Origin of the sequence: Erwinia sp. MYb416 (assembly GCF_037479575.1) — a bacterium.
Classification (GTDB): domain Bacteria; phylum Pseudomonadota; class Gammaproteobacteria; order Enterobacterales; family Enterobacteriaceae; genus Erwinia; species Erwinia rhapontici.
Genome location: NZ_JBBGYT010000438.1, coordinates 75,804 through 98,648 on the forward strand (window position 1 = coordinate 75,804; position 22,845 = coordinate 98,648).

Below are 22,845 nucleotides of genomic sequence, written 5' to 3' on the forward strand. Positions count from 1 at the left end.
CCTGTTGTCGTGCTGCACTGACGGGAAATGCATGCGATGGGTACTGATACAACGCTGGGTGGGTTAAACGGCCTGAAGGTGTGCATGGTGCATCCGGCCAACCGCGAGATTGATGCCGTTGCCGGGCAATTGGTTGCGCTGGGCTGCACAATGTTGCACTGCTGGCCGCTGGCACAGCCGATGCCGCAGGCGGATGTGGTGGTGGTGCGCATCGATTGCCGTTATCGCCCGGCGCTGCTGGCCCTGAGCCAGGCGCTGCGCGAGCGCGAAGTGCCGCTGATAGCGCTGGTGAACTATCAGGATCTCGCCGCGCTGGCACTGATGCTGGAACTCTCCCCACAGGCAAGCATCGCCGAACCGCTTAACCCGTTCGCCCTGGCGGCACAGCTAAACGCCTGCGCGCAGGTGGCGCAACAGCTGCGTCATCTGAAGCAGGAACTGACGCAAAGCCAGCGCCGTCTGTTTCTTCACACCAAACTCAGCCGGGCCAAACTGCTGCTGATGAGTGAGCGCCACCTTGATGAAGGGAGCGCCCACCGTTTACTGCGCTCTGAAGCGATGAACCGACGTTGTACGCTGGAGCAGGTGGCCGACCGCATTATTGATGACAGCCTGAACCTCACTCGCCAGGCAGGCTGACGCTGCGTTTTTTTATCAGTGAGGTGGGCGAACAGCCAAAGGCCTTGCGGAAGGCCAGGCTGAAATGTGACATATCGTTAAAGCCGTGATCGAACGCCACTTCGGTGATGCTGCGCGCCCGTCCTTCCAGCAGCACTTTGCGGCAGGCGACCAGGCGCAGCTGCCAGAGCGTGCCGATCGGCGTACTGTCGTGGGCGGCAAACAGGCGGCTGACGGTGCGGGGGGAAACGTGGTGGGCGCTGGCGAGGCTGGCAATCGAAAGCTGCTGTTGATGCAGGTTCTGCTTCAGCCAGGCGACCATGCGGGCATACAGATCCGGTTTGCCTGACGCATCGCTTTTTTGCAGGTTAATGGCGGCGGCAATCAGTTCAAACAACGTGCTGGCAAACTGCCCGGTGTGCCCGGCACTCTCGGTATCACTGTTGTAATCGAAGGCTTCCAGCATCATCTGCCGTAAGGTGGTGACGCCCGGACGATGGGCATCAAGCCTGACACCGGCAAGCGCATCAATCCCCGGTGCGCTGTGATCAAACACGGTGCGCGGCAGGCGGATTATATTGATCGCGGCCTGATCCATGGCGAAGTTAAACGGCCGTGCAGCATCATAAATCACCATATCCCCTGACTGCGCCGTACTGCGGTGACCATTCTGCTCCAGCTGACCGCTACCGCTACGAAATAACCCGATATAGTAGTCACTGGCCGGGTGCTGGCGGATGCACTGTGGGGTGCGCTGCCACACCAGCGCAGTGCGCGAGGTATGGCTGGCAATATCAACATCGGCCAGTGTGCTGTAGGTGAAACTACCCGAGAACTCCGTGGCCTGGGTCTGCTGTGCCCGGGCATTGATCAGCCGCGAACACACGGCATCGCGCCAGGCATCAAAACGGTGGCGGGATTCAAAATCCTCAGTGGAAAAATACTCTTTCATGCTCTTTCCTCGCAGAGTGACCGGGCATCAGCGCAATATTCTTCGCGAACTCATCACTGATACTGCAAAAACAGGGCCATAACGCGCGGACAAAGAGAAAATTAACGGTTTTTAACGTGATGATGTTAAAGGGATTTTTTCAGCATGGCAGAAGGGCAAAGCCGGGCGCACCATCGCGGGGAGCGGGTGCGCCGCAGCAGGGCGAAAGGTTACAGTTCGGGGTGCATCCGGTGCCACTCGGTCACCTGTTGCCAGGCCCAGCCGCCCTGGATGGCGCGGGTTTCATCAAAGTGGGCCGCGACCAGCTGGAAGCCAATCGGTGCACCCGCGGCGGTTTTGCCGCAGGGCAGGGTGATAGTCGGGTGGCCGCTGCTGTCAAACGCGCTGGTAAAGCGCAGCACACCCCGGAACAGCTCGTCGTCGGTGCCGAAGCGGTCCATGGTTTCCCAGGTCAGCCCGGCAAAGCTGTTGGCGGGGGCGAAGATCAGATCGACCTGCTCAAACAGCGCATTAAGGGTGCCGCGCAGGCTGGCACGGCGCAGCCACAGCTTCTGGTACTCCAGCGCACTCAGCGAGTGGCCGAGGTCGAGTAATCCGGCCAGCCCTGGCCCGTACTGGTCGCGCTGCGCCGGGAAGGTTTTTTCATGAGCGACGGCCGTTTCTACCGCGCACAGTGCGCTCCAGTCACGGGCCGCTTCATCGGTGTCTGGCATGGTGATCGGGACTATTTCTGCCCCCAGCGAGGTCAGGGTGGTGAGCACCTGAGTCAGGGCGCTGCGTGTCTCGGCATCCACACCGTCCAGCGCCCAGGCGCTGTCGAGGCCGATGCGGCATTTTTTCAGCCCTTTGGTCATCAGCGCCAGGTAGTCGGGAACGGGCTGGGTGCTGGAGGTCGGGTCTTTTTCATCGCGCCCGGCAATGGCCTGCAACATGGCGGCGGCATCGGCGACGGAACGCGCCATCGGGCCGATATGGTCAAGCGACGCGGCCAGTTCAAATGCACCGTGGCGGGTGACGCGGCCCCAGGTCGGTTTGATGCCCGTCAGGCCATTGGCGCTGGACGGGAAGCGAATGGAGCCGCCCGTGTCGGTACCTATCGCGCCAAAGCACAGCCCGGCGGCGGTGGCCACACCGGACCCACTGGACGACACGCCGGTCCACAGCGCCTCTCCCCAGGGATTGATGGGATGGGTGACCTCGGGATGGTGATCGGCAAAGGCGCTTTCTGTCTGTACCAGCTTGCCTAAGATGACCGCCCCGGCTGCCCGGAACCGTTCCACGACCGTGGAGTCTTCCGCCGGATAGAAATCTTTATGGATGCTCATACCGTGGGTGGTGGGGGCATCTTTGGTCCAGATCAGATCTTTCAGGGCGATGGGAACGCCGTGCAAGGGGCCACGGAAGTGCCCCCGGGCAATCTCATCATCGGCCTGCTGCGCCTGTTGCAGTGCGCTTTCGTTCATGACATGCAGGTAGCTGTGCAGCGTCGGGTCGAGGCGGGCGATACGTGCGAGCAGGTGTTGTGTGACCTCGACGGAAGAGAGTTCGCGTGACTGAATACGCTGGCCGACTTCTGACAGGCTGAGATAGTGCACATCGTTCATGATTGAGCTTCCCGTAGGCAAAGTGGAGTTGACCTGTTGAAGCTAAAGCAGTGGGCAACGGTGGGCTTTGTTGAGATGGACAAGAAGTGTGGCGGGGCAGCCACTGAGTTTTCATGGCGCTCCCTATGGTTTCAAAGCTGCCATAATATTGCGATAATTTGTTCTGATCGATCTGTGACGATGGCCTGCAGGATTGTTCAGGTCAACGTCAAGGGCATTTCGCTTTCCCGCTTAGAGCGTCATGTGATGGTGGTTTTAAAACTGACCGCGAGCACAGTTTTTGCGGGGATGGGGCCAGCTTGAGGTAAGCCGGACGTCACGCGGCAGGGATGCCGCGAGCCGAGGCCCGCAAGGATGCGGGTTTTGCCGATCCGGCGTGCTCAAACTGGCCTCAGACCGGAAGCCAAACTGGCAGCCACAAAAAATGACTGGGGATCTCTCAGTGGTCGGCCCTTGCGCTAAGTTGAGTTTAACCCAATCCGTTCTCCACCAGTGCCGAACGCGAAATATCCGCCACTGATTTCATGCCGGTCAGCGTCATCGCCACGCGCATCTCTTTCTCGATCAACGTCAGCAGATTTTCCACCCCAGCCTGACCTGCTGTTGCCAGCGCATAAAGATACGCACGGCCCAGCAACACGGTATCCGCGCCCAGCGCCATCATCCGCACCACGTCCAGCCCGTTGCGGATGCCGCTGTCGGCCAGAATGGCGATATCGCCTTTCACCGCATCGGCAATGGCGGGCAGCGCACGCGCCGTTGACAGCACGCCGTCCAGCTGACGGCCGCCGTGGTTGGATACCACAATGCCGTCGGCACCGAAGCGCACCGCATCGCGTGCGTCGTCAGGATCGAGAATGCCTTTGATGATCATCGGGCCATCCCAGAACTCGCGGATCCACTCCAGATCGCTCCAGCTTATAGAGGGATCGAAGTTATTCGCCAGCCAGCCAATATAATCTTCCAGCCCGGTGGGTTTCCCGAGATAGGCGGAGATATTGCCCAGGTCATGCGGCTTGCCGTGCAGCCCAACGTCCCAGGCCCACTGCGGATGGGTAACGGACTGCAAGTAGCGGCGCAGGGCGGCGTTCGGGCCGCTCATCCCCGAATGCGCATCGCGATAGCGCGCGCCAGGCGTCGGCATATCCACGGTAAACACCAGCGTGGAACAGCCTGCGGCTTTGGCACGCTCGAGCGCATTACGCATAAAACCGCGATCTTTCAGTACATAGAGCTGAAACCACATCGGGCGGGAGATCGCCGGGGCCACCTCTTCAATCGGACACACCGATACGGTGGAGAGGGTAAACGGAATACCCTTCGCCGCGGCGGCCTTCGCTGCCTGCACTTCACCACGGCGGGCGTACATCCCGCACAGCCCGACCGGGGCCAGCGCCACCGGCATCGACAGTGTTTCGTTAAACAGCGTGGTTTGCAGGCTGAGGGTGGACATATCGTTCAGCACACGCTGTTTTAGCGCGATCTGCGCCAGGTCATCGACGTTACGCCGCAGCGTATGTTCTGCGTAAGCGCCACCGTCAATATAGTGAAACAGGAACGGGGGCAGGATGCGTTTGGCTGCGGCACGGTAGTCGGTTCCGGCTGAAATAATCATCGATTTTCTTCCCTTGTGACATCGGTATCGTCATCCGGCAGGCGAGTGCTGCGCTGCTGCCGGGCTTCATTTTCATGCAGGGTTTTGAGCGTGGTCTGCACAAAACCCAGGTGACTTTTCGCCGCCTGGCTGGCCCGTTCCGCATCGCCCGCGAGGATCGCCAGCAGCAGTTCTTCATGCTGCTCCGTCAGGTGAGCAAAAATCGTCGGTACGGTGTACATACGCTGGCGGCTGTGTGCCACGGAGGATTGCAGCAGATCGAAGAAGCCGCGCATGGTCTGTAACAGCACCACGTTATGCGAGGCTTCAGCAATCGCCAGATGAAAGCGCACATCGGCCTGCGTGGCCATCTCCGGTGACAGACTCTCCTGCTGCTGGATGGCGTCAAAACAGCTCTGCAGCTTTTCTTTATCAGCATCGGTCGCCCGCAGCGCCGCATACCAGGCGGTGCTGGCTTCGATGGCATGACGTGCTTCCAGAATATCGTTACGGTAGTCCGGATCATCTGCCACCAGCGCTTTCAGCGGCTGGACGATGCGCTGTTCCGACCACGGTGGCGGCGCTTCACACAGGTAATATCCCCCGCCGTGGCGGCTGAACAGCACCCCTTCACCCACCAGCTTTTTCAGGGCTTCACGCAGTGAGGATCGCGACACCGTCAGTTCATCCGCCAGTTTACGCTCGGATGGCAGGCGGGCGCCTGCCATCAGCTGGCGATCGGCGATCAGCGTTCGCAGACGATCGATCAGTGAGCCTGAGGCGGTCATGGGATCATCCAGGTCAGCACGTAGGCCTGTAGCGTGGTGATCACCCCAACCATACAGGTGAAGATCAGGCTGTGTTTCACGGTAAAGCGGAACAGGTCCGACTCTTTCCCGACCAGCCCCACCGCCGCACAGGCAATGGCAATCGACTGCGGAGAGATCATCTTCCCGGTCACGCCGCCCGTAGTATTCGCTGCCACCAGCAGCAGATCGGACACGCCAATCTGCTGCGCCGTGGTGGCCTGCAAGGCGGCAAACAGGGCGTTAGACGAGGTATCCGACCCGGTCAGGAACACGCCCAGCCAGCCGAGGAACGGCGAGAAGAAGGTGAACGCAGGGCCGGTATGGGCCAGCGCCAGTGCCAGCGTGGCTGACAGTCCGGAGTAGTTAGAAATAAAGGCGAAGGCCAGAACCATGCCGATAGAGTAGATGGGCAATGCCAGTTCTTTCAGCGTGCTGCGGAACGTCGACAGGGCATCAGCAGGTTTCATCTTCAGATAGACGATGGAGATCAGCGCCGCCACGATAATCGCGGTACCGGTCGCCGACAGCCAGTCGAATTTAAACACCGCCGCGTAAGGCGTGATGGCGTTGACCACGGGGGGCATCTTCGCCACCAGCTTGTCGAGGAACGGGATGGGGATATTCACCACCAGGTTGTACAACGCACCGCCAGGTGCAAACAGCGCCTTGAACGGGGGAATACTCCACAGCGTAACGGTGGCGGTCAGGAACAGGAACGGCATCCAGGCACGGACAATCTGCCCGGTGCGGTATTTCTCCACCACCAGTGGCTGTTCAGGGGCATTATCCGCCGGTTTAAAGCGGAAGATGCGCACCGGTTTCCACACGCGCAGGAACAGCGTCAGACATACCAGCGACACCAGCGAAGAGATAATGTCCGGCAGTTCAGGGCCGAGGAAGTTAGAGCTGAGATACTGGGCAAGGGCGAACGATCCCCCGGCCACCATCACCGCAGGCCAGGTCTCTTTGATCCCACGCCAGCCATCCATGATCGCCATGATCCAGAACAGCACGATAATGGTCAGGAACGGCAGCTGGCGGCCAACCATCTGGCCGATCTCAAAGCTGTCCAGCCCCGTGACCTGCCCGGCAACAATAATCGGTATCCCCATTGCCCCGAAGGCCACGGGGGCCGTATTGACGATCAGGCACAGACCCGCCGCATACAGTGGATTAAAGCCAAGGCCGACCAGCAGCGCAGCGGTGATCGCCACCGGTGCACCGAACCCGGCGGCCCCTTCAAGAAACGCACCGAACGAGAAGCCGACAATCAGCATCTGCAAGCGCTGATCGGGGGTGATCGACAAAATTGAGGCACGAATAATATCGAACTGCCCGGTTTTCACCGAAATTTTATAAACAAAAACAGCGGCGATAATAATCCAGGCAATCGGCCAGAGTCCGTAGAAGAAGCCATACACCACCGAAGCCAGCGCGCGATCCACCGGCATGCGGTAAAGAAACAGCGCCACCATCAGCGCCAGCACCACGGTGATGGTGGCGGCGAGGTAGCCTTTCAGCTTGAGCTTAATCAGCGCAAAGAAGAAAAACAGGATAGGGATGGCGGCAATCAGGCTGGATAGCCAGATATTGTTCAACGGGTCATACACTTGTTGCCAGGGTTGCATGCAGGGTTCTCCAGAGTTTTTTCACCCCTGCTGATTACGGTCCTACCAATTCAGCTGTATGGGGGTTAACAGCTGCTGATAGTTAATATTTTGTTAGTTGAATACAATGATTGTTGCCCAATTTTTGCTTTTATGTGGCCGGTATGGCTGTTTTTTTACGATTGGTAGGACCATGTTGGGCGAAGAAGTGAGGTCAGAGGGGGGAGATAAAAAACGCACCCGCAGCGGATGCGTTGAACAGAAGAGGGCCCGATTAACGCCAGGCGCTGTGGCCGACGACCGAATATTTTCCGCCGCCCTGGAACAGGATCGCCAGTGAGGCGAACGCAAAGAAAGCCATGCTCTCAATCGCCCAGGCTCCGACCGGGCTCAGGCTGAAGGTGTCGCCGAGACCCGCCAGCAGCCACGCCACCACCATGGTGCCAATGATTGTCAGGGCTGAGAGGCGGCAGAGAATGCCGAAGATCAACAGCAGCGGGGCCACCACTTCTCCGATCAGCACGCCGTAACCGATGAAAGACGGAAGCCCGTGCGCGGCCAGCATGCCCTGAATGCCGCCAATGCCGGAATGCAGCTTATGCCAGCCGTGGAACAGCATCAGGCCGCCGACCGTCAGGCGCAGCAATAATTTGGCAAAATCAGGATGAGAAAACAGCTGGTTAAAGCGGGTAAGCGTATTGGCTATCATCATTGTTATTCCCGTGTGAGGTTATCATCAGATAATACTCATTCTCATCTTTTGGCATACGGCTACTGACGGTAGCCTTGTCCAAAGTCAAAAAATGCGGGGAATAGTGGGAAGGTTTCAGGAAAGGCGTGGATGGGTCCAAGGGACTGACCGAAACAAAAGGTCAGCCCCCACAGGAACCGTGTTGCTCTGTGTTGTTGAAACCGGCTATCAGAAGCCCATCGTTACGCCCGCATAGTACGCGCGACCCGGTTCATTATAAGTAGAAGCGCCGTCATTTTCGCGGTAAATCTGCTTATCAAACAGGTTGCTGACGCCGCCTTTCACACTCAGGTTTTTGGTGAACTTATAGTTGAGATTCAGCCCGACAAGGGAATATGCCCCGATCTCTTTACTGGATAGCCCGCTACTGCCTTCCAGACGGCTTTCCACAAATTCACGCGGCTTCTGGCGTCCGTACAGCGTCCAGTTCAGCTCGGTGGAGAACTTATCGGTAATCTGATAATCCAGCATCGAGTTGATGGTGTACTTAGGGATGATCGACAGCGGGTTACCGGTTTTTTTGTCTTTCGACTCCAGCATATAGGTGGCATTAGTCCGCCAGTCGAGCACGTCACGCACCACCGGGATCGTCAGGCTGGCTTCCAGCCCTTCCACCAGCGCTTTGCCACCATTTTCCCATTGCAGGATGTTATAGCCGTTAGAGGCGGTGCCGAGCAGGTCGGTGCCGGAGACGATTTTATTTTTGTAGTCATTGCGGAACCAGGTCACACCCGCGGCATAGCCATCAGCAGCAAACTCCAGCCCCAGCTCTTTATTGACGCTGACTTCGGCATCCAGATTGGTGTTACCCAGCAGATAGCAACTGCCGGTAGCAACTGAAGTCGGACAGCCGTTACCCCGGGTGGCCAGCAGGTAGCCTTCGCTTGACTGGTAGAGGTTCGGGGCTTTAAACACCCGCGCAATACCGGCTTTCAGTTTGAACCCTTCACCCAGGTCCTGAGAGAAGTTAAAACTCGGGCTAAAGTTACTGCCGAATTCACTGTGGTGATCAAAACGCACGCCCGGGATCAGGAAGGTGCCTTCCCATGGCTGGATATTATCTTCGACGTAGAGTGCGGCCGTGGTCGCGCTGTTCTTGCTGCTGCGATTGGCCGGATCCCCCGACATATCGCCGATGATCACGCCGCTGGCATCGGTGGCTGACATGGAGGCGCTGTCGTCCAGCTTTTCGTGATTCCACTCAGCGCCGAGGGTCACGGTTTGCTCAATCCAGCGGTCCATCGGCATATTGGCTTCCGCGCTGGCACGGTAATTTTCCAGTCGACTGGTGCTGTACTCGTCGCTGTTAATCATCCCTTCCACGCGTCCGGTAGAACCTTCTTTCAGGCGCGTGTTATTGGTTTTTTCATAGTTGAAGGCGAGCTTAGAATCGCCCCATTCCCAGAAGCCGTTATGGGTCAGGCCGTAAGACTGACGGTACAGGCGATTCGTCTCGGAACCGTACAGCGAGTCGACCAGGCCACCGGGGCTGATGTTGCCATTGCTGTACTGGGTATCTCCGGCGTAGATATTGCCCTGGCGGCTGTAGCCATAGCTGAAGTCGAGGATCTGCGAGGGGGTCATTTTCCAGGAAACCAGCGCATTAATATCTTTGTTACGCACCCCTTCACGGCCCGCGGCATACGCGCCGTTTTGCGCCTGGTTGATATCGGCGGCATCGGCGTCGGTTTTGTTGAGGTTACCGTAGAGGCGCATGGTCAACGCGTCACCCGCCAGCGGGCCGCTCAGGCTAAAGTTGGCACGTTTGGTGTCACCTTCTTTGCTGTTTTCCGGCTGGTTGGTAAACAGCGACAGGGAACCGTGCCAGTCTTTGGTCGGGCGCTTGGTGTGAATATTGATCACGCCACCGGCGGCACCGGATCCGTAGCGGGCGGCGGCCGGGCCACGCAGCACTTCAATACGCTCGACCATTTCAGCTGGTACCCAGTTGCTGTCGCCACGGGTATCACGTTCGCCTTTCCAGCTGTAACGCACGGAGTTACGCGAGCTGACCGGCACGCCGTCAATCAGGATCAGGGTGTTTTCCGGGCCCATACCGCGAATATCAATCTGGCGGTTATTCCCCCGGCTGCCGTTAGCACTGTTTCCGGTCAGGTTGACGCCGGGCATTTTGCGGATGATGTCGGACAAATCGTTCACTGGCGGGTTCTTCGCGATATCCTCTGCCGTGATGATAGAGACGCCAGGCTGTTGTTTTAACTCCTGTTCTGCTGTTTTTTGTACCAGCAGCACATCTTCCACGTCACTGGCGGGGGCGGTATCGTCATCGGCACTGGCCGTCCCGGCCAGCGTGGCGGTCAGTAGCAGTGCCAGAGGGTGTAATCGAAAGCGTCCATTCCTGTTCATCGCATCATCTCAAATTGTTCGGTGTTGTAAGAGAATGTGCATGATAACGATAATTGTTATCATTTCTATGGTGGGAAATACGAATCCTTAAAATCTCCACAATTGGCCAGTTTTGTCAGTAAAAGTCAGTGGTTATATTTAATTCGCTATAAATCAATTGATTGCATCCTTCACATTTGGCTCGCAATCTTCTTATTTGATACGGATTGTGAGGTTTGTCTGTTTTGTGAACAGCGGATGCCATGTTCTGTCTACCCATCCTGCCAGGCAGTCGTTATTATCCCGCAACAAAATCGAACGCGAATCGTTCTCATTTTTGCTACTTATCTGATTCTCAGGAGAGAAAATGCGCTTCCCTCAGGCCTTCGTTTTATCGCTGTTTTCCGCCATGCTCGCCTGTGCGCCTGCGGCCTTTGCAGCAGATGCTCCCGCACTGACGGTCGTGCACGCGCAGGGTTCCACCGCTGTGCCGAAACATCCGCAACGTGTGGTGATCCTCAGCCCGGCAACGCTGGATATTGCTGATGCCCTGGGGATTAACCCGATGGGGGTGCCACAAACCAGCGCGCACTATCCGCAGCATCTGGCGAAGTACAATGGCAAGGCGTATCTGAATGCCGGCACGCTGTTTGAACCCAACTTTGAAGCCCTGAGCAATGCCAAACCCGATCTGATTCTGGCCGGTGCCCGCGCTCATGATGCCTATGGCAAGCTGAGTGAAATTGCCCCGACCCTCTCACTGGATCTCGACCCGAAACACTTCGTGCAAAGCCTGACCGAACGTACCGAACAACTGGGAGCGATCTTCGGTAAAGAAGAGAAGGCACAACAGGTGATTGCGGCGTTTAATGCCCAGATTGCTGACGTGCGTAAAGAGTCCGCCACCGCCGGTAGCGCGATGATGCTGATGATTAACGGCGGCAAGATCAGCGCGCACTCACCGGGTTCACGTTTTGGTTTTATCTACGATGTGCTGGGATTTAAACCGGCCACGGCTTTCCCGGAAACCGGCAAACACGGTAATGCGGTGTCGCCTGAGTTCATCATGGAAGCGAATCCTGACTGGCTGTTTGTGCTGGATCGCGACAGCGCCATTGGCCGCAAAGAGGGCGTATCCGCACAGCAGGTGCTGGATAACCCGCTGGTGCGTAAAACCAATGCCTGGAAAAAACAGCAGGTGGTCTATCTCGATTCCGGTTCGCTTTATATTGCAGGCGGCATTCAGAGCTACAGCAATCTGATGACTCAGGTGAAGCAGGTGCTGGATAAAACGAAAACCCAGCCGTAAATGAAATCCGTAGCCTTTATTGCAGGCCTGGCATTACTGCTGGGCCTGATTGTTTGCAGCCTGTTTGTCGGCGTCAGCCGTGTCACTCTGCTCAGTCTGTGGTCAGATCCTGAAATGCGGGAGATCCTGCTGATCAGCCGTTTTCCCCGTACCGCCGCGTTACTGCTGGCGGGGAGCGCGATGAGCGTGGCAGGGCTGATGATGCAGATGCTGACGCAAAACCGCTTTGTTGAGCCTTCGGTGGTCGGCACCACGCAGTCTGCCAGTCTGGGACTGCTACTGGTGATGATCATCAGCCCTGCCGCGCCGATCATGCTGAAAATGGGCGTTGCCACACTGTTTGCCCTCGCAGGCACCGCGTTGTTTATGCTGATGATCCAGCGTATCCGTATGAAATCCTCCCTGATGGTTCCACTGGCCGGCATTATGCTGGGCGCGGTTTTCAGTTCAGTCACCACCTTCCTTGCGATGAAGTTTGATCTGCTCCAGTCGCTGGGCGGTTGGGAATCAGGCGACTTTTCCAGCGTGATGCAGGGACGCTATGAACTGCTGTGGGCGGTGGGCGTGATCACACTGCTGGCAGCGGTGATGGCTGACCGCTTTACGGTGGCGGGCATGGGGCGTGATTTTTCGGTCAATGTCGGGCTGCACTATCGCCGCGTGATGCTGATGGGGATGGCAATGATCGCCATGATCAGTGGCGTGGTGGTAGTGGTGGTCGGCGTGCTGCCATTCCTGGGGTTGATTGTGCCTAATATTGTCAGCCTGGCGCTGGGTGACAACCTGCGGCGCACCGTGCCCTGGGTGGCACTGGTGGGCGCGATGCTGGTGATCGGCTGCGATATTCTCGGCCGTCTGATCATCCACCCGTTTGAAATTCCGGTCAGTGCGCTGCTTGGCGTGCTGGGCGCGATGATCTTCCTCGTGCTGATTGTGAGGTCGAAACGCCATGCGCACTGATGCTTTGTCACCCGGCAAACGCCTGTTGCTGCTGACGACGCTGCTGCTGGTGCTGATGGGGATTTTCATGACCCTCGGTCTGCACGGCAATATCGCTTATATCCTGCGGCATCGCGGGCAGATCCTCGCCACGATGGTGCTGGTCGGTTTCGCCTCCGGCATCAGTACGTTGCTGTTTCAGACCCTGACCCGTAACCGCATTCTGACGCCGTCGGTGATGGGGCTGGAGTCGCTGTTTGTGTTGATGCAGACGCTGCTGATCTTCGCGCTGGATGTCGGCGGGCTGAATATGCTGGGCAGCGTAGGGCGCTTCATCGCCGAAAGCGCACTGCTGGTGATGTTTGCCACGTTGCTGTATCGCTGGCTGTTAGGGGGCGCCGGGCTGGATCTGCACCGGGTGCTGCTGATAGGCCTGGTGTGCGGCACGCTGTTCCGCAGTATCTCGGGCCTGATGCAGCGCCTGATGGAACCGGGTGAGTTCGCGGTGTTGCAAAGCCGCATCTTCGCCACGTTTACCCGTGCCGACAGCGATGTGCTGCTGATTTCAGCCGGGGTGATTGCCGTGGTTGCCACGCTGGTCTGGCGATTGCGTCACCGTCTGGATGTGATGGCGCTGGGGCCGGATAGCGCTATTGCGCTTGGTATTGCCTGGCAACGTCATGTCACCGGTTTACTGCTGCTGATCTCGCTGCTGGTGGCGGTCTCGACCGCGCTGGTGGGGCCGATGATGTTCCTCGGCCTGCTGATCGTCAATCTGGCCTATCCGCTGATGGGAAGCTGGCGACATGCGTATCTGCTGCCCGGCTGTGGGCTGATTGGCATCATCACGCTGGTGGGCGGGCAGTTGATTTTGGAACGGCTGCTGGATATGGCCGGGACGCTGTCGGTGGTGATTGAGTTTAGCGGTGGGGCATTGTTCATCTATTTACTGCTGAGAAAGGGCGCGAAGTGATCGACATTAAGCAGGTCAGCAAACAGTACGATAATCAGCCGGTGTTACAGAACATCTGCGAAACCCTGCCATCGTCAGGCATTACCTCTATTATCGGGCCAAACGGTGCCGGCAAGTCAACGTTACTGTCGGTGATCAGCCGCCTGCTGAAAGCGGACAGCGGCGTGGTGACGGTGGACGCGCTGGACGTCAGCGATGCCAACAGTGAAAAACTGGCAAAGGTACTGTCAGTGCTGCGCCAGGAGAACCATTTTACCAGCCGTCTGACGGTGTGGGATCTGGTGAGCTTTGGCCGTTATCCCTACAGCAAAGGGCGGCTTAATGAAAATGATCGCCAGCATATTGAGCAGTCGCTGGCGTTTCTTGATTTGCTGCCGTTGCGTCATCGCTATCTGGATGAGTTATACGGCGGTCAGCGCCAGCGCGCCTTTGTGGCGATGGTGCTGTGCCAGGACACGCAATATGTCCTGCTGGACGAGCCGCTGAACAATCTGGATATGAAGCACAGCGTGGCGATGATGAAGCAGCTACGACGCGCCGCCGATCAGTTAGAGAAATCCATCGTGCTGGTGATCCACGACATTAACTTTGCCTCGGCGTACTCCGACTTCATCCTGGCGATGAAGGACGGACAGGTGGTATTCCGCGGTACGCCTGAGCAGGTGATGGTGCCAGAGGTGATTGAGCAGATCTTCGATCTGCCCGTGACCGTTGAGCAGGTCAATGGCCAGCGTATTGCGATGTATTACCGCTAACACAGTAGGGCAGGAAAAAGTGCTGCCCTGCACATCATTTTATTGCGTACCACCATCAATCTCATCCTCATCTTCCTGCGTATACAAAATGTGTCTGTGTTATTGACAGAAACCTCACATCTCGTGATCTCATTAAATTCACCATGTCATCAATTCATTTATGAAAGTTTCACGGCGTTTTTACAATGATTACTTTTATTTCCATGTTTTTTGAATGAAAAAGCAAGATTTGGAGTGTTGTGTCGATAGGGTGTTTATATTGTTGGGGGCGGTGTGAGAATAACAACGGATATGTGTTTTGAAAAATATAAGGATATGTAATGAAACTCTACTCATTTCATTTGTCATCAGCATCAATACGCATTCGCCTTTCACTGGAATATAAGAAGCTTGATTATAAACTGATCGAAGTGGATTTATCCAAGGGGGGCCATCAGACAGGGGGGTATCATGAATTAAACCCTCAAAAACTGGTTCCAACACTGGTTGATGGTGATGTTACCTTGACTCAATCAATCGCTATTATTGAATACTTAGAAGAGAAATACCCTGACAGATATCCACTTATTCCTGAATCTCCAGAAGATCGGGCAAGGGTGAGATCTATCTGCCAGTTTATAGCAAGCGAAATGCAACCTTTAACAAATGCCCGAGTCAGGTTGTATATGACCAGTCATCATGTAACACCGCAAGATATTCATGCATGGTGTGTACACTGGATACGGTCCGGTCTTGAAATATTGGAAGCTATTTTAGTTAATGAGTCAAAAAAAGGACGTTATTGTTATGGTGATAAACCCACCATTGCTGACGTGTTTTTAGCTTCTCAATTGTTTCTTGCTCGTCGTTTCATTTCTGATTTTAATCATTACCCCAGAATTATGTATCTGGATAATATTATTTCTCAGGTTCCCGGTTTTAAAAAAGTACTGGAACAATCTTATCTTGGCGTTTAATGATAAAAATGCATAGGAAAAATTATGAATGCTATTAACGGGCATCTGACAGGAATCCATCATATAACCAGCGGGGTTTCTGGAGCGCAAGAGGACGTCGATTTTTTTACAAAAATACTGGGCCAAAGGATGATCAAACAAACCGTGTTGTTTGATGGTGAAAACCCTGTTTATCATTTGTATTATGGCAGTCAGGATGCTCAGGCGGGATCGATTATGACAACGCTACCCTTTAAAGATCTCGGATACAAAGGGCGAAAAGGAAGCGGCCAGATCAGTGCAGTTGCCTATGCTATTCCACCCGGATCGATGGCGTTTTGGGAACAACGTTTATCCTTGCATTTAATAAAACCCATCACGAAAAAATATAAATTTGGTGCGGAATATATTGAATTTGAACACCCCTCTGGACTTGTTTTTGAATTAACGGAATCAGAGGTTAATGATATCCAGGGTTGGGTAACTGATGAAATCCATGACGATCATGCTATTCGAGGTATTTTTGGCGTGACACTTTCTGTGCGGGATTACACTGAACAAGCACGTTTTTTCACGGATGGTCTTAAGATGACGCTGGCCGCTGAAGATGGCGCTTATCAACGCTTTCACATTGGCGCGGGCGGCCCGCAGCGTACCATCGATGTCCTGTACGATCCATCCCTACCGCAGGGAACCTGGGGATTTGCACAAGGTATCGTGCACCATATTGCATTTGCTGTTGAGACAGAGAAAGAACAGTTAGAAATTAAAGAACACCTTGTCGGATTAGGCTTTCCTGATGTGTCAGAAATTAAAGATAGAAATTACTTTCATTCTATCTATGTACGATCGCCTGGCGGTGTTCTCATCGAGTTTGCTACTTCTGATATTGGTTTTTGTATTGATGAAACCCCACAGGCACTAGGCAGTAATCTGATGATTCCTCCCTGGTGGAAAGATAAGGAAAGTGAATTTATGGATAAGCTAGAGAAAATAAAAATTGATTAAACTTTTTTTAAATTCAATGAGTGCAGATGTTTTTTGATGTAATTTTCAGTTAAGGCGGTCAGGTATGATGGCATCAAAGCAAGAGCGGTTGCCGCGGGAGTTTAATAAGATCTCATTTTCTAATCTTTTTGCTCAACTTTCGGAACAATTGGCTTTGGCGGGTGCGTTAATGTACGCCGCTATTTATTTGAATGCATCTGTCAGCGAGATAAGTTTTTTACAGTTAACGCAAACTCTACCCTTTTTATTGATGTCTATTCCTGCAGGATTGTTGGTTGATCGACTTTCAAGAACGCTGACGATGCTCACTGCTGAAGTATTACGCGCTTTGTCGTTAGTACTTATTTGTTTTTTTATATTCAAATCAAGTCTTTCTATTCCTGTTTTGGCTGTGTTAGGTTTTATTGGTGCCACGAGTACCGTGGTATACAGTATTGCGGTGCCTTCTCTGGTTCCTGCATTAGTACCCAAACATAATATGGCCATAGCGAATGGACGAGTCGAATTAGCCCGCTGCCTTGCACTGGCTATTGGCCCCACTATTGCAGGTTATTTAATCGCTCATAGTGGACTTTCAGTGTCCTTTGTCATTTCTGTTGTATTTTCGATGATCGCATTTATTCTTATATTAAATTTAAAAGAACCTCCTCGTGTTAAGCAAGGGAAAAAACATATTTTATCGGATTTGAAAGTTGGGGCATTGTTTGTTGCCAGGAATTTACATCTGAGGCAGATGCTGTATACATCGATTGTTTTCAACATATCATGGTTTATATTGCAATCCATATATATTATTTATGCAATGAATAAGCTGAGTTTTACAACGGACTTAATTGGCAGCAGTATGGGGGTTTATGGTATTGGGATGGTTGCAGGTGCAGTGATTATGCCATTTATCAGCAGGCGTTTATCTTTTGGAACACTGCTGAAGTTGGGCCCAACAAGCGCACTCTTTGGCGCGGTTTTGATGGCGGTGACACTATTTTATCCCTCTTATCCGATTGTGATTTTGAGCTATTTTTTCTTCGGTGTAGGACCAATAATATGGACAATTTCTTCCGTGACCTTACGACAAGCTATTACACCTGAGAATATGTTAGGCCGTGTATCCTCCCTGGTGATGATGGCGACTTTCGGCGCGCGCCCTATTGGGGCGGCATTAGGCGGTGTGCTGGGAACATATATTGGTATTGATAATTGCATCTGGGTTGTTTTGATTGGTTTTCTGATTCAGTTCATTATTATTTATACGGCAGGTGTTTCAAAACTGGCGAGCCTGGAATCATTGCCTGAACCGATCCCTCTTGAAAAATGAGATCGGGTCACTTCGTCCGCGTAGCGGGGAAGCGACCGCCATTCGCGACATCGGTACACTTAGCGTTGCTGACGTGAAAGCAGGGGGGGTTAGGTTTTGATACGCGTTGACCACCAGCACAGCAGCGAGCCGAGACTGACCATGCCAGCGCCTTGCCAGAAGTTGACCGACAGGCTGGCGTTCAGCATCCAGGCGGCCAGCATGGCCGAAAGCACGGGAATAAAATAGGACGCGGTGGCCAGCAACGTCACATTACCGTGCAGGATGCCGATGTTCCATGCCGCATAACCCAGGCCCATTGCCAGCGCAGCCAGTGCCAGACTCACCAGCACCGGAAACGTGATGGCCATCTCTGGCTGAGGTGCAGAGAAATATTTTATCCACAACGCCAGTGCGGTCAGCATAAAGAACAGTGTGATGCCGTTACTTCCCCGGGCTATTTTTTGCGTCAGTACGCAGTAAATTGCCCAGATCACGGCGCCCGCGAGGGCCAGCCCATAACTGAGGGGATTTGAGGCGATGTTATTGCCGATCTCCGCCAGCGACAACGTATGCTCACCCGCCAGCACTTTGGCGATCCCGACGAGGGAGACCGCCATTCCCAGGACGATCAGCAGGCTGCATTTTTGCCGGGCGATAAACACGGATAACAGGACGGTGAGGCTGGGCCAGAGATAGTTCACCATGCCCACTTCAATCGCCTGCGTGCCGCTACGGGCATAGCCCAGCGAGAGAGACAGGCAGATTTCATAGCTGACAAACAGCAGGCTGCCCAACAGCAGATAGGCGCGGGGAAATGTTTTTACCTTCGGGAATCCCACCGTCAGCAGCAACAGCAGCGAGCTGAGCGTGTAGATCATCGCGGCTCCGCCGACAGCGCCGAGCCCCTCACTGACACCGCGTATCAGCCCGACAATGGCGCTCCACAGAATGATGGCGATAAGCCCGGTCAGCGTGGCTTTTTTGTGAGTCATGGTGCGGTCCCTGCTGTGATGATGTTATCCGTGAGGATTTTACAGGGTAGAGGGCCTTTTCACATCGAATTGATGGCTTATGATGTCGTATCCGCTAAACGGCTGATATGAATACCCATCCAGGTTAATTCATCATTAGGTAAGCGGTACTGATATTTTTCCTGAATATAGTCGCGTACGGTACAGGCAATCGACATTGCCTGTGGGTGGAACTTCATCATCTCGTGATAAAAGTCATCACTGTGCTGTGTTGCGATTTTTTGTGCCATCACGCGCTCGGCGAAATAACGCAGGTGGGTAATAAAGCGATTGTAATTCACGCTGTTAATATCGATATTTCTATTCAATTTATATCTGACGATTTCGGCAATACGGTTCACTAACTGAACCTGCTGATGCGCATCCCCGCTGTCCGGATCGCCGGAGGCATTAATCAGATGAAAGGCGATATGTACCGCTTCGTCATCATCCAGCACCACCCGAAAACGGTCGTTGGCGAGGTCGCGCGCCTGCACGCCGATCTGATATTCACGTGGGTAATAACGCTTCACTTCCCAGTTCAGCTTATTTGCCAGCGGATTGCCCGCTTTGCAGCGCTCAACCGCATAGAAAAGATGCTCCGCCAGGGTGAAAAACAGTACGTTGTTCAGTTTCTCAACGTACTGTTTTTGCGCCAGCGCAATAATGTCGTGGGTCAGGTCAAAATACGCTGCCGGAACCGTATCGGTGAGTGAGAGAAAGTGCTGAGTTTTAACCCCTTCCAGTGGGATAAACACCTGTTCGATGGCATCCCTATCCACATCAGCACCGGGTTTGGCACCAAAGCCGATCCCCTTGCCGAACAGAATCAGCTCGCTCTGGTCCCGTTGGACCAGCAGCATGCTGTTATTCAGCGATTTCTTCACTTTCATCGAGAGAGTTCCTTGACGGTCAGCTCAGGTCGCTGCCGTTACTGGCAATAACCTGTTGATACCAGTAAAACGAATCTTTACGCAGACGCGCCAGGCTGCCCTGTCCTTCATCATCCTGATCGACGTAGATAAAGCCGTAACGTTTGGACATCTGCGATGTGCCGGCACTAATAATGTCAATGGTTCCCCAACTGGTAAAGCCCAACAGATCAACACCTTCATCAATCGCGGCCTGCATTTGTTCAAAGTGTGATCTGAAGTAGTCAATGCGGTAGTCATCGTGTATCTGTCCCTCGACCACCACGTCTTTTGCCCCCAGGCCATTCTCGACAATAAACAGCGGTTTCTGGTAGCGGTCATACAGCTCCAGCAACGAAATTTTCAGGCCGACCGGGTCAATCTGCCATCCCCATTCTGACGCCGGCAGGTAGGGGTTTTTGACGCCCAGAACGGTATTGCCCGGAATGCGCTCGGCATCGGGCTGGGTGGATTCGGTGATCGACATGTAGTAACTGAACGACAGGAAGTCGACGGTGTGCTGGCGCAGGATCGTCAGATCGTCAGGCTGCATTTCCAGATGAATACCGCGCCGTTCCAGGTCGCGCAGGATCAGCGGCGGGTATTCGCCTTTGACCTGAACATCGGTGTAGAAGTAATTTTCCAGGTTCTTCTTCAGCGTGGCTTCCACATCCTGCGGATGGCAGGTGCGGGAATAGGTTGTCAGTTTGGTCAGCATACAACCCACCTGGCTGCCGGGGATTTTCGCATGACAGTCACGCGTCACCAGCGCCGAGGCAACAAACTGGTGATGCAGCCCCTGATAGATGTCCTGCACCGCCTGGCCGGGTGCGCATTTCTCTTCGCGGATCCCGGCGGTGGTGAACGGATGGCGATGAATACTGTCGATCTCGTTAAAGGTCAGCCAGTAGCGCACCAGATCTTTATAGCGATCAAAGCAGGCATTGCTGTAGTGCACAAAGGCATCCACCACCTTGCGATCAACCCAGCCGTTGTATTTTTCACTCAGCTTCAGCGGCATCTCATAATGAGACAGCGTGACCAGCGGTTCGATATTGTGCTTACGCATTTCACGGAACAGATCTTCATAGAATTGCAGGCCCGCTTCATTGGGCTCGGCCTCTTCGCCCGCGGGGAAGATGCGTGACCAGGCAATGGAAACGCGCAGCACTTTAATGCCTATCTCCGCAAACAGCGCGAGGTCCTCTTTATAACGGTGATAGAAGTCGATGCCGCGACGTTTCGGGTAGCGGGCGTCGTTAGTGCCGTTCAGTGCATCCTGGATGTTCTCATCGGTCAGCGCCATATGGCCGCTGTAATCCGTCAGGTCGAGATTGGATTTGTGCGCAATGGCATCGGCAACCGACGGGCCTTTACCCGCCACGTTCCATGCGCCTTCGGCCTGGTTAGCGGCAATGGCCGCGCCCCACAGAAAGTTTGGGGGGAAAACCGGGGTGTTCTGTTTCATACCGACTCCTTTAAAGTCATCACGTTCCAGGGATGGTCAACCGCAGTGGCGGAGGTGTTCGCTGACACCTGAAAACGCTCACTGTTGGTCACCACCATGACAACCACCGGATCAAATCCGGCGGCGATAATCGCCTCAAGATCGAACTCAACTAACAGATCGCCGGATTTAACCGACTGATTTTCTTTAACCTTAGGAGAGAAGCCGCGACCGTCCATTTTGATGGTGTCGATGCCAATATGGAAAATAAGCTCTGCGCCGCTGTCGGTGAGCATGCTGAGCGCGTGACCACTTTCGAACACGCTGCTGATGGTGCCGTCAGCCGGGGCAAACAGCGCGCCGCGGGTGGGGATCACCGCAATGCCGTCGCCCATCATGCCGGAGGAGAACACGTCATCATTCACCTGGGCTAAGGGGATAACGGTGCCCTCTGCCGGGCTGCTGAGCGCGAAGTCACTGACGGTCGTGGGAACGGGGCTGGCCGCCTGCTGCGGCTCTTCATGCCAGAACAGCAGGGTGGCAACAAAGGTGATGACAAACGCCAGCGCGGCACCCAGCAGGGCATAGAGGATATTGTATGGGTTATCGGCGGAGACAAACATCGAGATACTCGCCAGCCCCGGCCCCACCAGCGCAAAGGCTTCTACCGCCATCCAGCCAATAAAGCCACCGCCGATCACGCTGCCAACGATCACCGCATACAGCGCCTTTTTGTTCAGTAGCGTGATGCCATACAGCGCCGGTTCCGTAATGCCGCACAGGGCGGAAATGGCCGCCGACAGCGCGGTGGATTTTTTAATTTTGTCCCGGCTTTTGAAGTAGATGGCGAAGCAGGTCGCGGCTTCCGCTATGTTATGCGCCAGCGAAGCGGGCAGGTAGAGCATCTCCCGGCCAAACTGTGACATGGAGGCCACGACGTAAGGGATCATCGGTTTGTGCATTCCGGATGCCACCATAAAGGGCAGCACGCCTGCCAGCAGCGCGGTAGCCACAAAACCCAGTTTGCTGAACAGCCAGAAGATCACTGTGGCCATGCCTGCGCCCAACTCATAGCCCAGCGGGCCGAGGAACAGCAGCGTTACCGGCACGGTGACCATCAGCGACAGCATCGGTGAGAGAAACACCCGTACGGCAGAGGGAGAGTAGCGGTTAAACAGCTTCTCGGTTTGCGCATAGAGCAGGACGCACAGAATGGCGGGAAACACCTGCGAGGCATAAGCGACATTTTGCAGGTCGAGGGAGAGAAACTGCGCGCCCTCTGCCAGCTGTTTGGCCATCGCGGGCAGCACCATCACCGACACCGCTGAGACAGCCACCAGAATATTCACCTTCAGCTTGGTGGCGGTGGTGATCGCCACCAGGATCGGCAGGAAGTAGAGCGGGGCGGAACCGATGTTATCCAGCACTTTCCAGGTGGAGCTGCTGCGGCTGAGCCAGCCCATCAGATCCAGCAAAAGCAGCAGGGATTTCAGTACCCCGCCACCGGCAATCGCCGGGATCAGCGGCTGGAAAATGCTGATTACAAAGTCGATAAACCAGGCTCCGGGGCTGACGCGTGCAGACGCGGTTTTCGTGCCCGGCTCGCGCCCGGCGGCCATGTCTCGCACGGCCTCATAAATGCCGATCACCTCTTTGCCAATGATCACCTGGCACTGCACATTGACGCGCACGCCGAGGATGCCGGGCACTTTTTCCAGCGCGCTCTGCTGGACCAGCCCGTTGTCATTGAGCGTCAGCCGCAGGCGGGTTGAGCAGTGCTCAATGTGGTCAATGTTATTGATGCCACCCACCAGGGTAATAATTTGCTTTGCCGTTTCCATGTGGTTCATCTGACGACCCTCTTTTGCGCAAAAAAAAAGACCTGAAGCCCTCCGGTGAGAGAGAGCTTCAGGTCTTGCCTGGTGGATACCAGTGACACGCCTGGGATCACTTCTATATTTTGTCGCGGTTAAAGGCAAC

General features: G+C 54.8%; 20 protein-coding genes. 9 read left to right on the plus strand and 11 right to left on the minus strand.

Going from position 1 to position 22,845, the window contains the following annotated elements:
- The first annotated feature begins 36 nt into the window (after positions 1-36).
- A complete protein-coding gene (locus WH277_RS09765) occupies positions 37-639 on the plus strand; it encodes an ANTAR domain-containing response regulator (RefSeq protein ID WP_167863869.1) in 603 nt (200 codons plus the stop codon).
- Here the strand turns inward: WH277_RS09765 and WH277_RS09770 are convergent.
- Entirely contained in the window at positions 620-1,570 is a 951-nt protein-coding gene (locus WH277_RS09770) for a helix-turn-helix domain-containing protein (RefSeq protein ID WP_133843633.1), read from the minus strand. The two genes, WH277_RS09765 and WH277_RS09770, sit on opposite strands and share 20 nt — an antisense overlap.
- Before the next feature lie 209 nt (positions 1,571-1,779).
- Positions 1,780-3,174, minus strand: coding sequence for an amidase (locus WH277_RS09775; protein WP_339505446.1), 1,395 nt, complete (start codon positions 3,172-3,174; stop codon positions 1,780-1,782).
- Positions 3,175-3,210: 36 nt separating this feature from the next.
- Here WH277_RS09775 and WH277_RS09780 point away from each other — a divergent pair, with 36 nt between their 5' ends.
- On the plus strand, positions 3,211-3,477 hold the full coding sequence (locus WH277_RS09780; protein ID WP_339505448.1) for a hypothetical protein: 267 nt from the start codon (positions 3,211-3,213) through the stop codon (positions 3,475-3,477).
- A gap of 166 nt (positions 3,478-3,643) precedes the next feature.
- Here WH277_RS09780 and lldD read toward each other — a convergent pair whose 3' ends face one another.
- From lldD to WH277_RS09805, 5 genes are all read right to left on the minus strand, one after another.
- Positions 3,644-4,789 carry an FMN-dependent L-lactate dehydrogenase LldD gene (gene lldD / locus WH277_RS09785; protein WP_159337394.1) on the minus strand — a complete coding sequence of 382 codons (1,146 nt, stop codon included), beginning with the start codon at positions 4,787-4,789 and terminating at the stop codon, positions 3,644-3,646.
- The gene (gene lldR / locus WH277_RS09790) at positions 4,786-5,556 is read right to left on the minus strand and encodes a transcriptional regulator LldR (RefSeq protein ID WP_133843625.1); all 771 of its coding nucleotides are present in this window, start codon (positions 5,554-5,556) and stop codon (positions 4,786-4,788) included. The genes lldD and lldR overlap by 4 nt, the downstream gene beginning before the upstream one ends.
- Positions 5,553-7,205: an L-lactate permease gene (lldP, locus tag WH277_RS09795; RefSeq protein ID WP_133843623.1), complete on the minus strand. Its 1,653-nt coding sequence runs from the start codon at positions 7,203-7,205 to the stop codon at positions 5,553-5,555. Before lldP ends, lldR begins: the two co-directional genes overlap by 4 nt.
- 253 nt (positions 7,206-7,458) lie before the next feature.
- Positions 7,459-7,893: a DoxX family protein gene (locus WH277_RS09800; protein WP_171148940.1), complete on the minus strand. Its 435-nt coding sequence runs from the start codon at positions 7,891-7,893 to the stop codon at positions 7,459-7,461.
- Between the two features lie 210 nt (positions 7,894-8,103).
- Positions 8,104-10,302 carry a TonB-dependent siderophore receptor gene (locus WH277_RS09805; RefSeq protein WP_339505450.1) on the minus strand — a complete coding sequence of 733 codons (2,199 nt, stop codon included), beginning with the start codon at positions 10,300-10,302 and terminating at the stop codon, positions 8,104-8,106.
- Positions 10,303-10,648: 346 nt separating this feature from the next.
- On the opposite strand from WH277_RS09805, the gene WH277_RS09810 reads away from it, so the two are divergent.
- The 7 genes from WH277_RS09810 to WH277_RS09840 all read left to right on the plus strand — a co-directional run bounded on the left by WH277_RS09810 (position 10,649) and on the right by WH277_RS09840 (position 17,515).
- Positions 10,649-11,590, plus strand: coding sequence for a siderophore ABC transporter substrate-binding protein (locus WH277_RS09810; protein ID WP_133843618.1), 942 nt, complete (start codon positions 10,649-10,651; stop codon positions 11,588-11,590).
- Positions 11,591-12,550, plus strand: coding sequence for an ABC transporter permease (locus tag WH277_RS09815; RefSeq protein ID WP_133843616.1), 960 nt, complete (start codon positions 11,591-11,593; stop codon positions 12,548-12,550).
- The gene (locus WH277_RS09820) at positions 12,540-13,502 is read left to right on the plus strand and encodes an iron chelate uptake ABC transporter family permease subunit (RefSeq protein ID WP_339505452.1); all 963 of its coding nucleotides are present in this window, start codon (positions 12,540-12,542) and stop codon (positions 13,500-13,502) included. Before WH277_RS09815 ends, WH277_RS09820 begins: the two co-directional genes overlap by 11 nt.
- Positions 13,499-14,257: an iron ABC transporter ATP-binding protein gene (locus WH277_RS09825; RefSeq protein ID WP_339505454.1), complete on the plus strand. Its 759-nt coding sequence runs from the start codon at positions 13,499-13,501 to the stop codon at positions 14,255-14,257. The genes WH277_RS09820 and WH277_RS09825 overlap by 4 nt, the downstream gene beginning before the upstream one ends.
- A 320-nt stretch (positions 14,258-14,577) precedes the next feature.
- Positions 14,578-15,213, plus strand: a complete 636-nt coding sequence (gene maiA / locus WH277_RS09830; RefSeq protein ID WP_133843610.1) for a maleylacetoacetate isomerase — start codon at positions 14,578-14,580, stop codon at positions 15,211-15,213.
- Positions 15,214-15,237: 24 nt separating this feature from the next.
- Positions 15,238-16,200, plus strand: a complete 963-nt coding sequence (locus tag WH277_RS09835) for a VOC family protein (protein WP_339505457.1) — start codon at positions 15,238-15,240, stop codon at positions 16,198-16,200.
- Positions 16,201-16,264: 64 nt separating this feature from the next.
- Entirely contained in the window at positions 16,265-17,515 is a 1,251-nt protein-coding gene (locus WH277_RS09840) for an MFS transporter (protein WP_339505458.1), read from the plus strand.
- Positions 17,516-17,604: 89 nt separating this feature from the next.
- Here WH277_RS09840 and yddG read toward each other — a convergent pair whose 3' ends face one another.
- The 4 genes from yddG to WH277_RS09860 all read right to left on the minus strand — a co-directional run bounded on the left by yddG (position 17,605) and on the right by WH277_RS09860 (position 22,715).
- Positions 17,605-18,489 (minus strand): aromatic amino acid DMT transporter YddG, encoded by an 885-nt coding sequence (yddG, locus tag WH277_RS09845; RefSeq protein ID WP_339505459.1) that lies wholly within the window; start codon positions 18,487-18,489, stop codon positions 17,605-17,607.
- A 77-nt stretch (positions 18,490-18,566) separates the two neighbouring features.
- Entirely contained in the window at positions 18,567-19,400 is an 834-nt protein-coding gene (locus WH277_RS09850) for a PRD domain-containing protein (protein ID WP_133843603.1), read from the minus strand.
- 19 nt (positions 19,401-19,419) lie between these two features.
- Complete coding sequence (locus WH277_RS09855) at positions 19,420-20,886, minus strand: glycoside hydrolase family 1 protein (RefSeq protein WP_339505460.1); 1,467 nt, start codon at positions 20,884-20,886, stop codon at positions 19,420-19,422.
- Entirely contained in the window at positions 20,883-22,715 is a 1,833-nt protein-coding gene (locus WH277_RS09860; RefSeq protein WP_159337402.1) for a beta-glucoside-specific PTS transporter subunit IIABC, read from the minus strand. Before WH277_RS09860 ends, WH277_RS09855 begins: the two co-directional genes overlap by 4 nt.
- Positions 22,716-22,845: the final 130 nt, after the last annotated feature.

Excerpts from the sequence above, each read along its gene's own strand:
- WH277_RS09765 (WP_167863869.1), top strand. The coding sequence starts at position 37 with ATGGGTACTGATACAACGCTGGGTGGGTTAAACGGCCTGAAGGTGTGC.
- WH277_RS09770 (WP_133843633.1), bottom strand. The coding sequence starts at position 1,570 with ATGAAAGAGTATTTTTCCACTGAGGATTTTGAATCCCGCCACCGTTTT.
- WH277_RS09775 (WP_339505446.1), bottom strand. The coding sequence starts at position 3,174 with ATGAACGATGTGCACTATCTCAGCCTGTCAGAAGTCGGCCAGCGTATT.
- lldD (WP_159337394.1), bottom strand. The coding sequence starts at position 4,789 with ATGATTATTTCAGCCGGAACCGACTACCGTGCCGCAGCCAAACGCATC.
- lldR (WP_133843625.1), bottom strand. The coding sequence starts at position 5,556 with ATGACCGCCTCAGGCTCACTGATCGATCGTCTGCGAACGCTGATCGCC.
- lldP (WP_133843623.1), bottom strand. The coding sequence starts at position 7,205 with ATGCAACCCTGGCAACAAGTGTATGACCCGTTGAACAATATCTGGCTA.
- WH277_RS09800 (WP_171148940.1), bottom strand. The coding sequence starts at position 7,893 with ATGATAGCCAATACGCTTACCCGCTTTAACCAGCTGTTTTCTCATCCT.
- WH277_RS09805 (WP_339505450.1), bottom strand. The coding sequence starts at position 10,302 with ATGAACAGGAATGGACGCTTTCGATTACACCCTCTGGCACTGCTACTG.
- WH277_RS09810 (WP_133843618.1), top strand. The coding sequence starts at position 10,649 with ATGCGCTTCCCTCAGGCCTTCGTTTTATCGCTGTTTTCCGCCATGCTC.
- WH277_RS09815 (WP_133843616.1), top strand. The coding sequence starts at position 11,591 with ATGAAATCCGTAGCCTTTATTGCAGGCCTGGCATTACTGCTGGGCCTG.
- WH277_RS09820 (WP_339505452.1), top strand. The coding sequence starts at position 12,540 with ATGCGCACTGATGCTTTGTCACCCGGCAAACGCCTGTTGCTGCTGACG.
- maiA (WP_133843610.1), top strand. The coding sequence starts at position 14,578 with ATGAAACTCTACTCATTTCATTTGTCATCAGCATCAATACGCATTCGC.
- WH277_RS09835 (WP_339505457.1), top strand. The coding sequence starts at position 15,238 with ATGAATGCTATTAACGGGCATCTGACAGGAATCCATCATATAACCAGC.
- WH277_RS09840 (WP_339505458.1), top strand. The coding sequence starts at position 16,265 with ATGATGGCATCAAAGCAAGAGCGGTTGCCGCGGGAGTTTAATAAGATC.
- yddG (WP_339505459.1), bottom strand. The coding sequence starts at position 18,489 with ATGACTCACAAAAAAGCCACGCTGACCGGGCTTATCGCCATCATTCTG.
- WH277_RS09850 (WP_133843603.1), bottom strand. The coding sequence starts at position 19,400 with ATGAAAGTGAAGAAATCGCTGAATAACAGCATGCTGCTGGTCCAACGG.
- WH277_RS09855 (WP_339505460.1), bottom strand. The coding sequence starts at position 20,886 with ATGAAACAGAACACCCCGGTTTTCCCCCCAAACTTTCTGTGGGGCGCG.
- WH277_RS09860 (WP_159337402.1), bottom strand. The coding sequence starts at position 22,715 with ATGAACCACATGGAAACGGCAAAGCAAATTATTACCCTGGTGGGTGGC.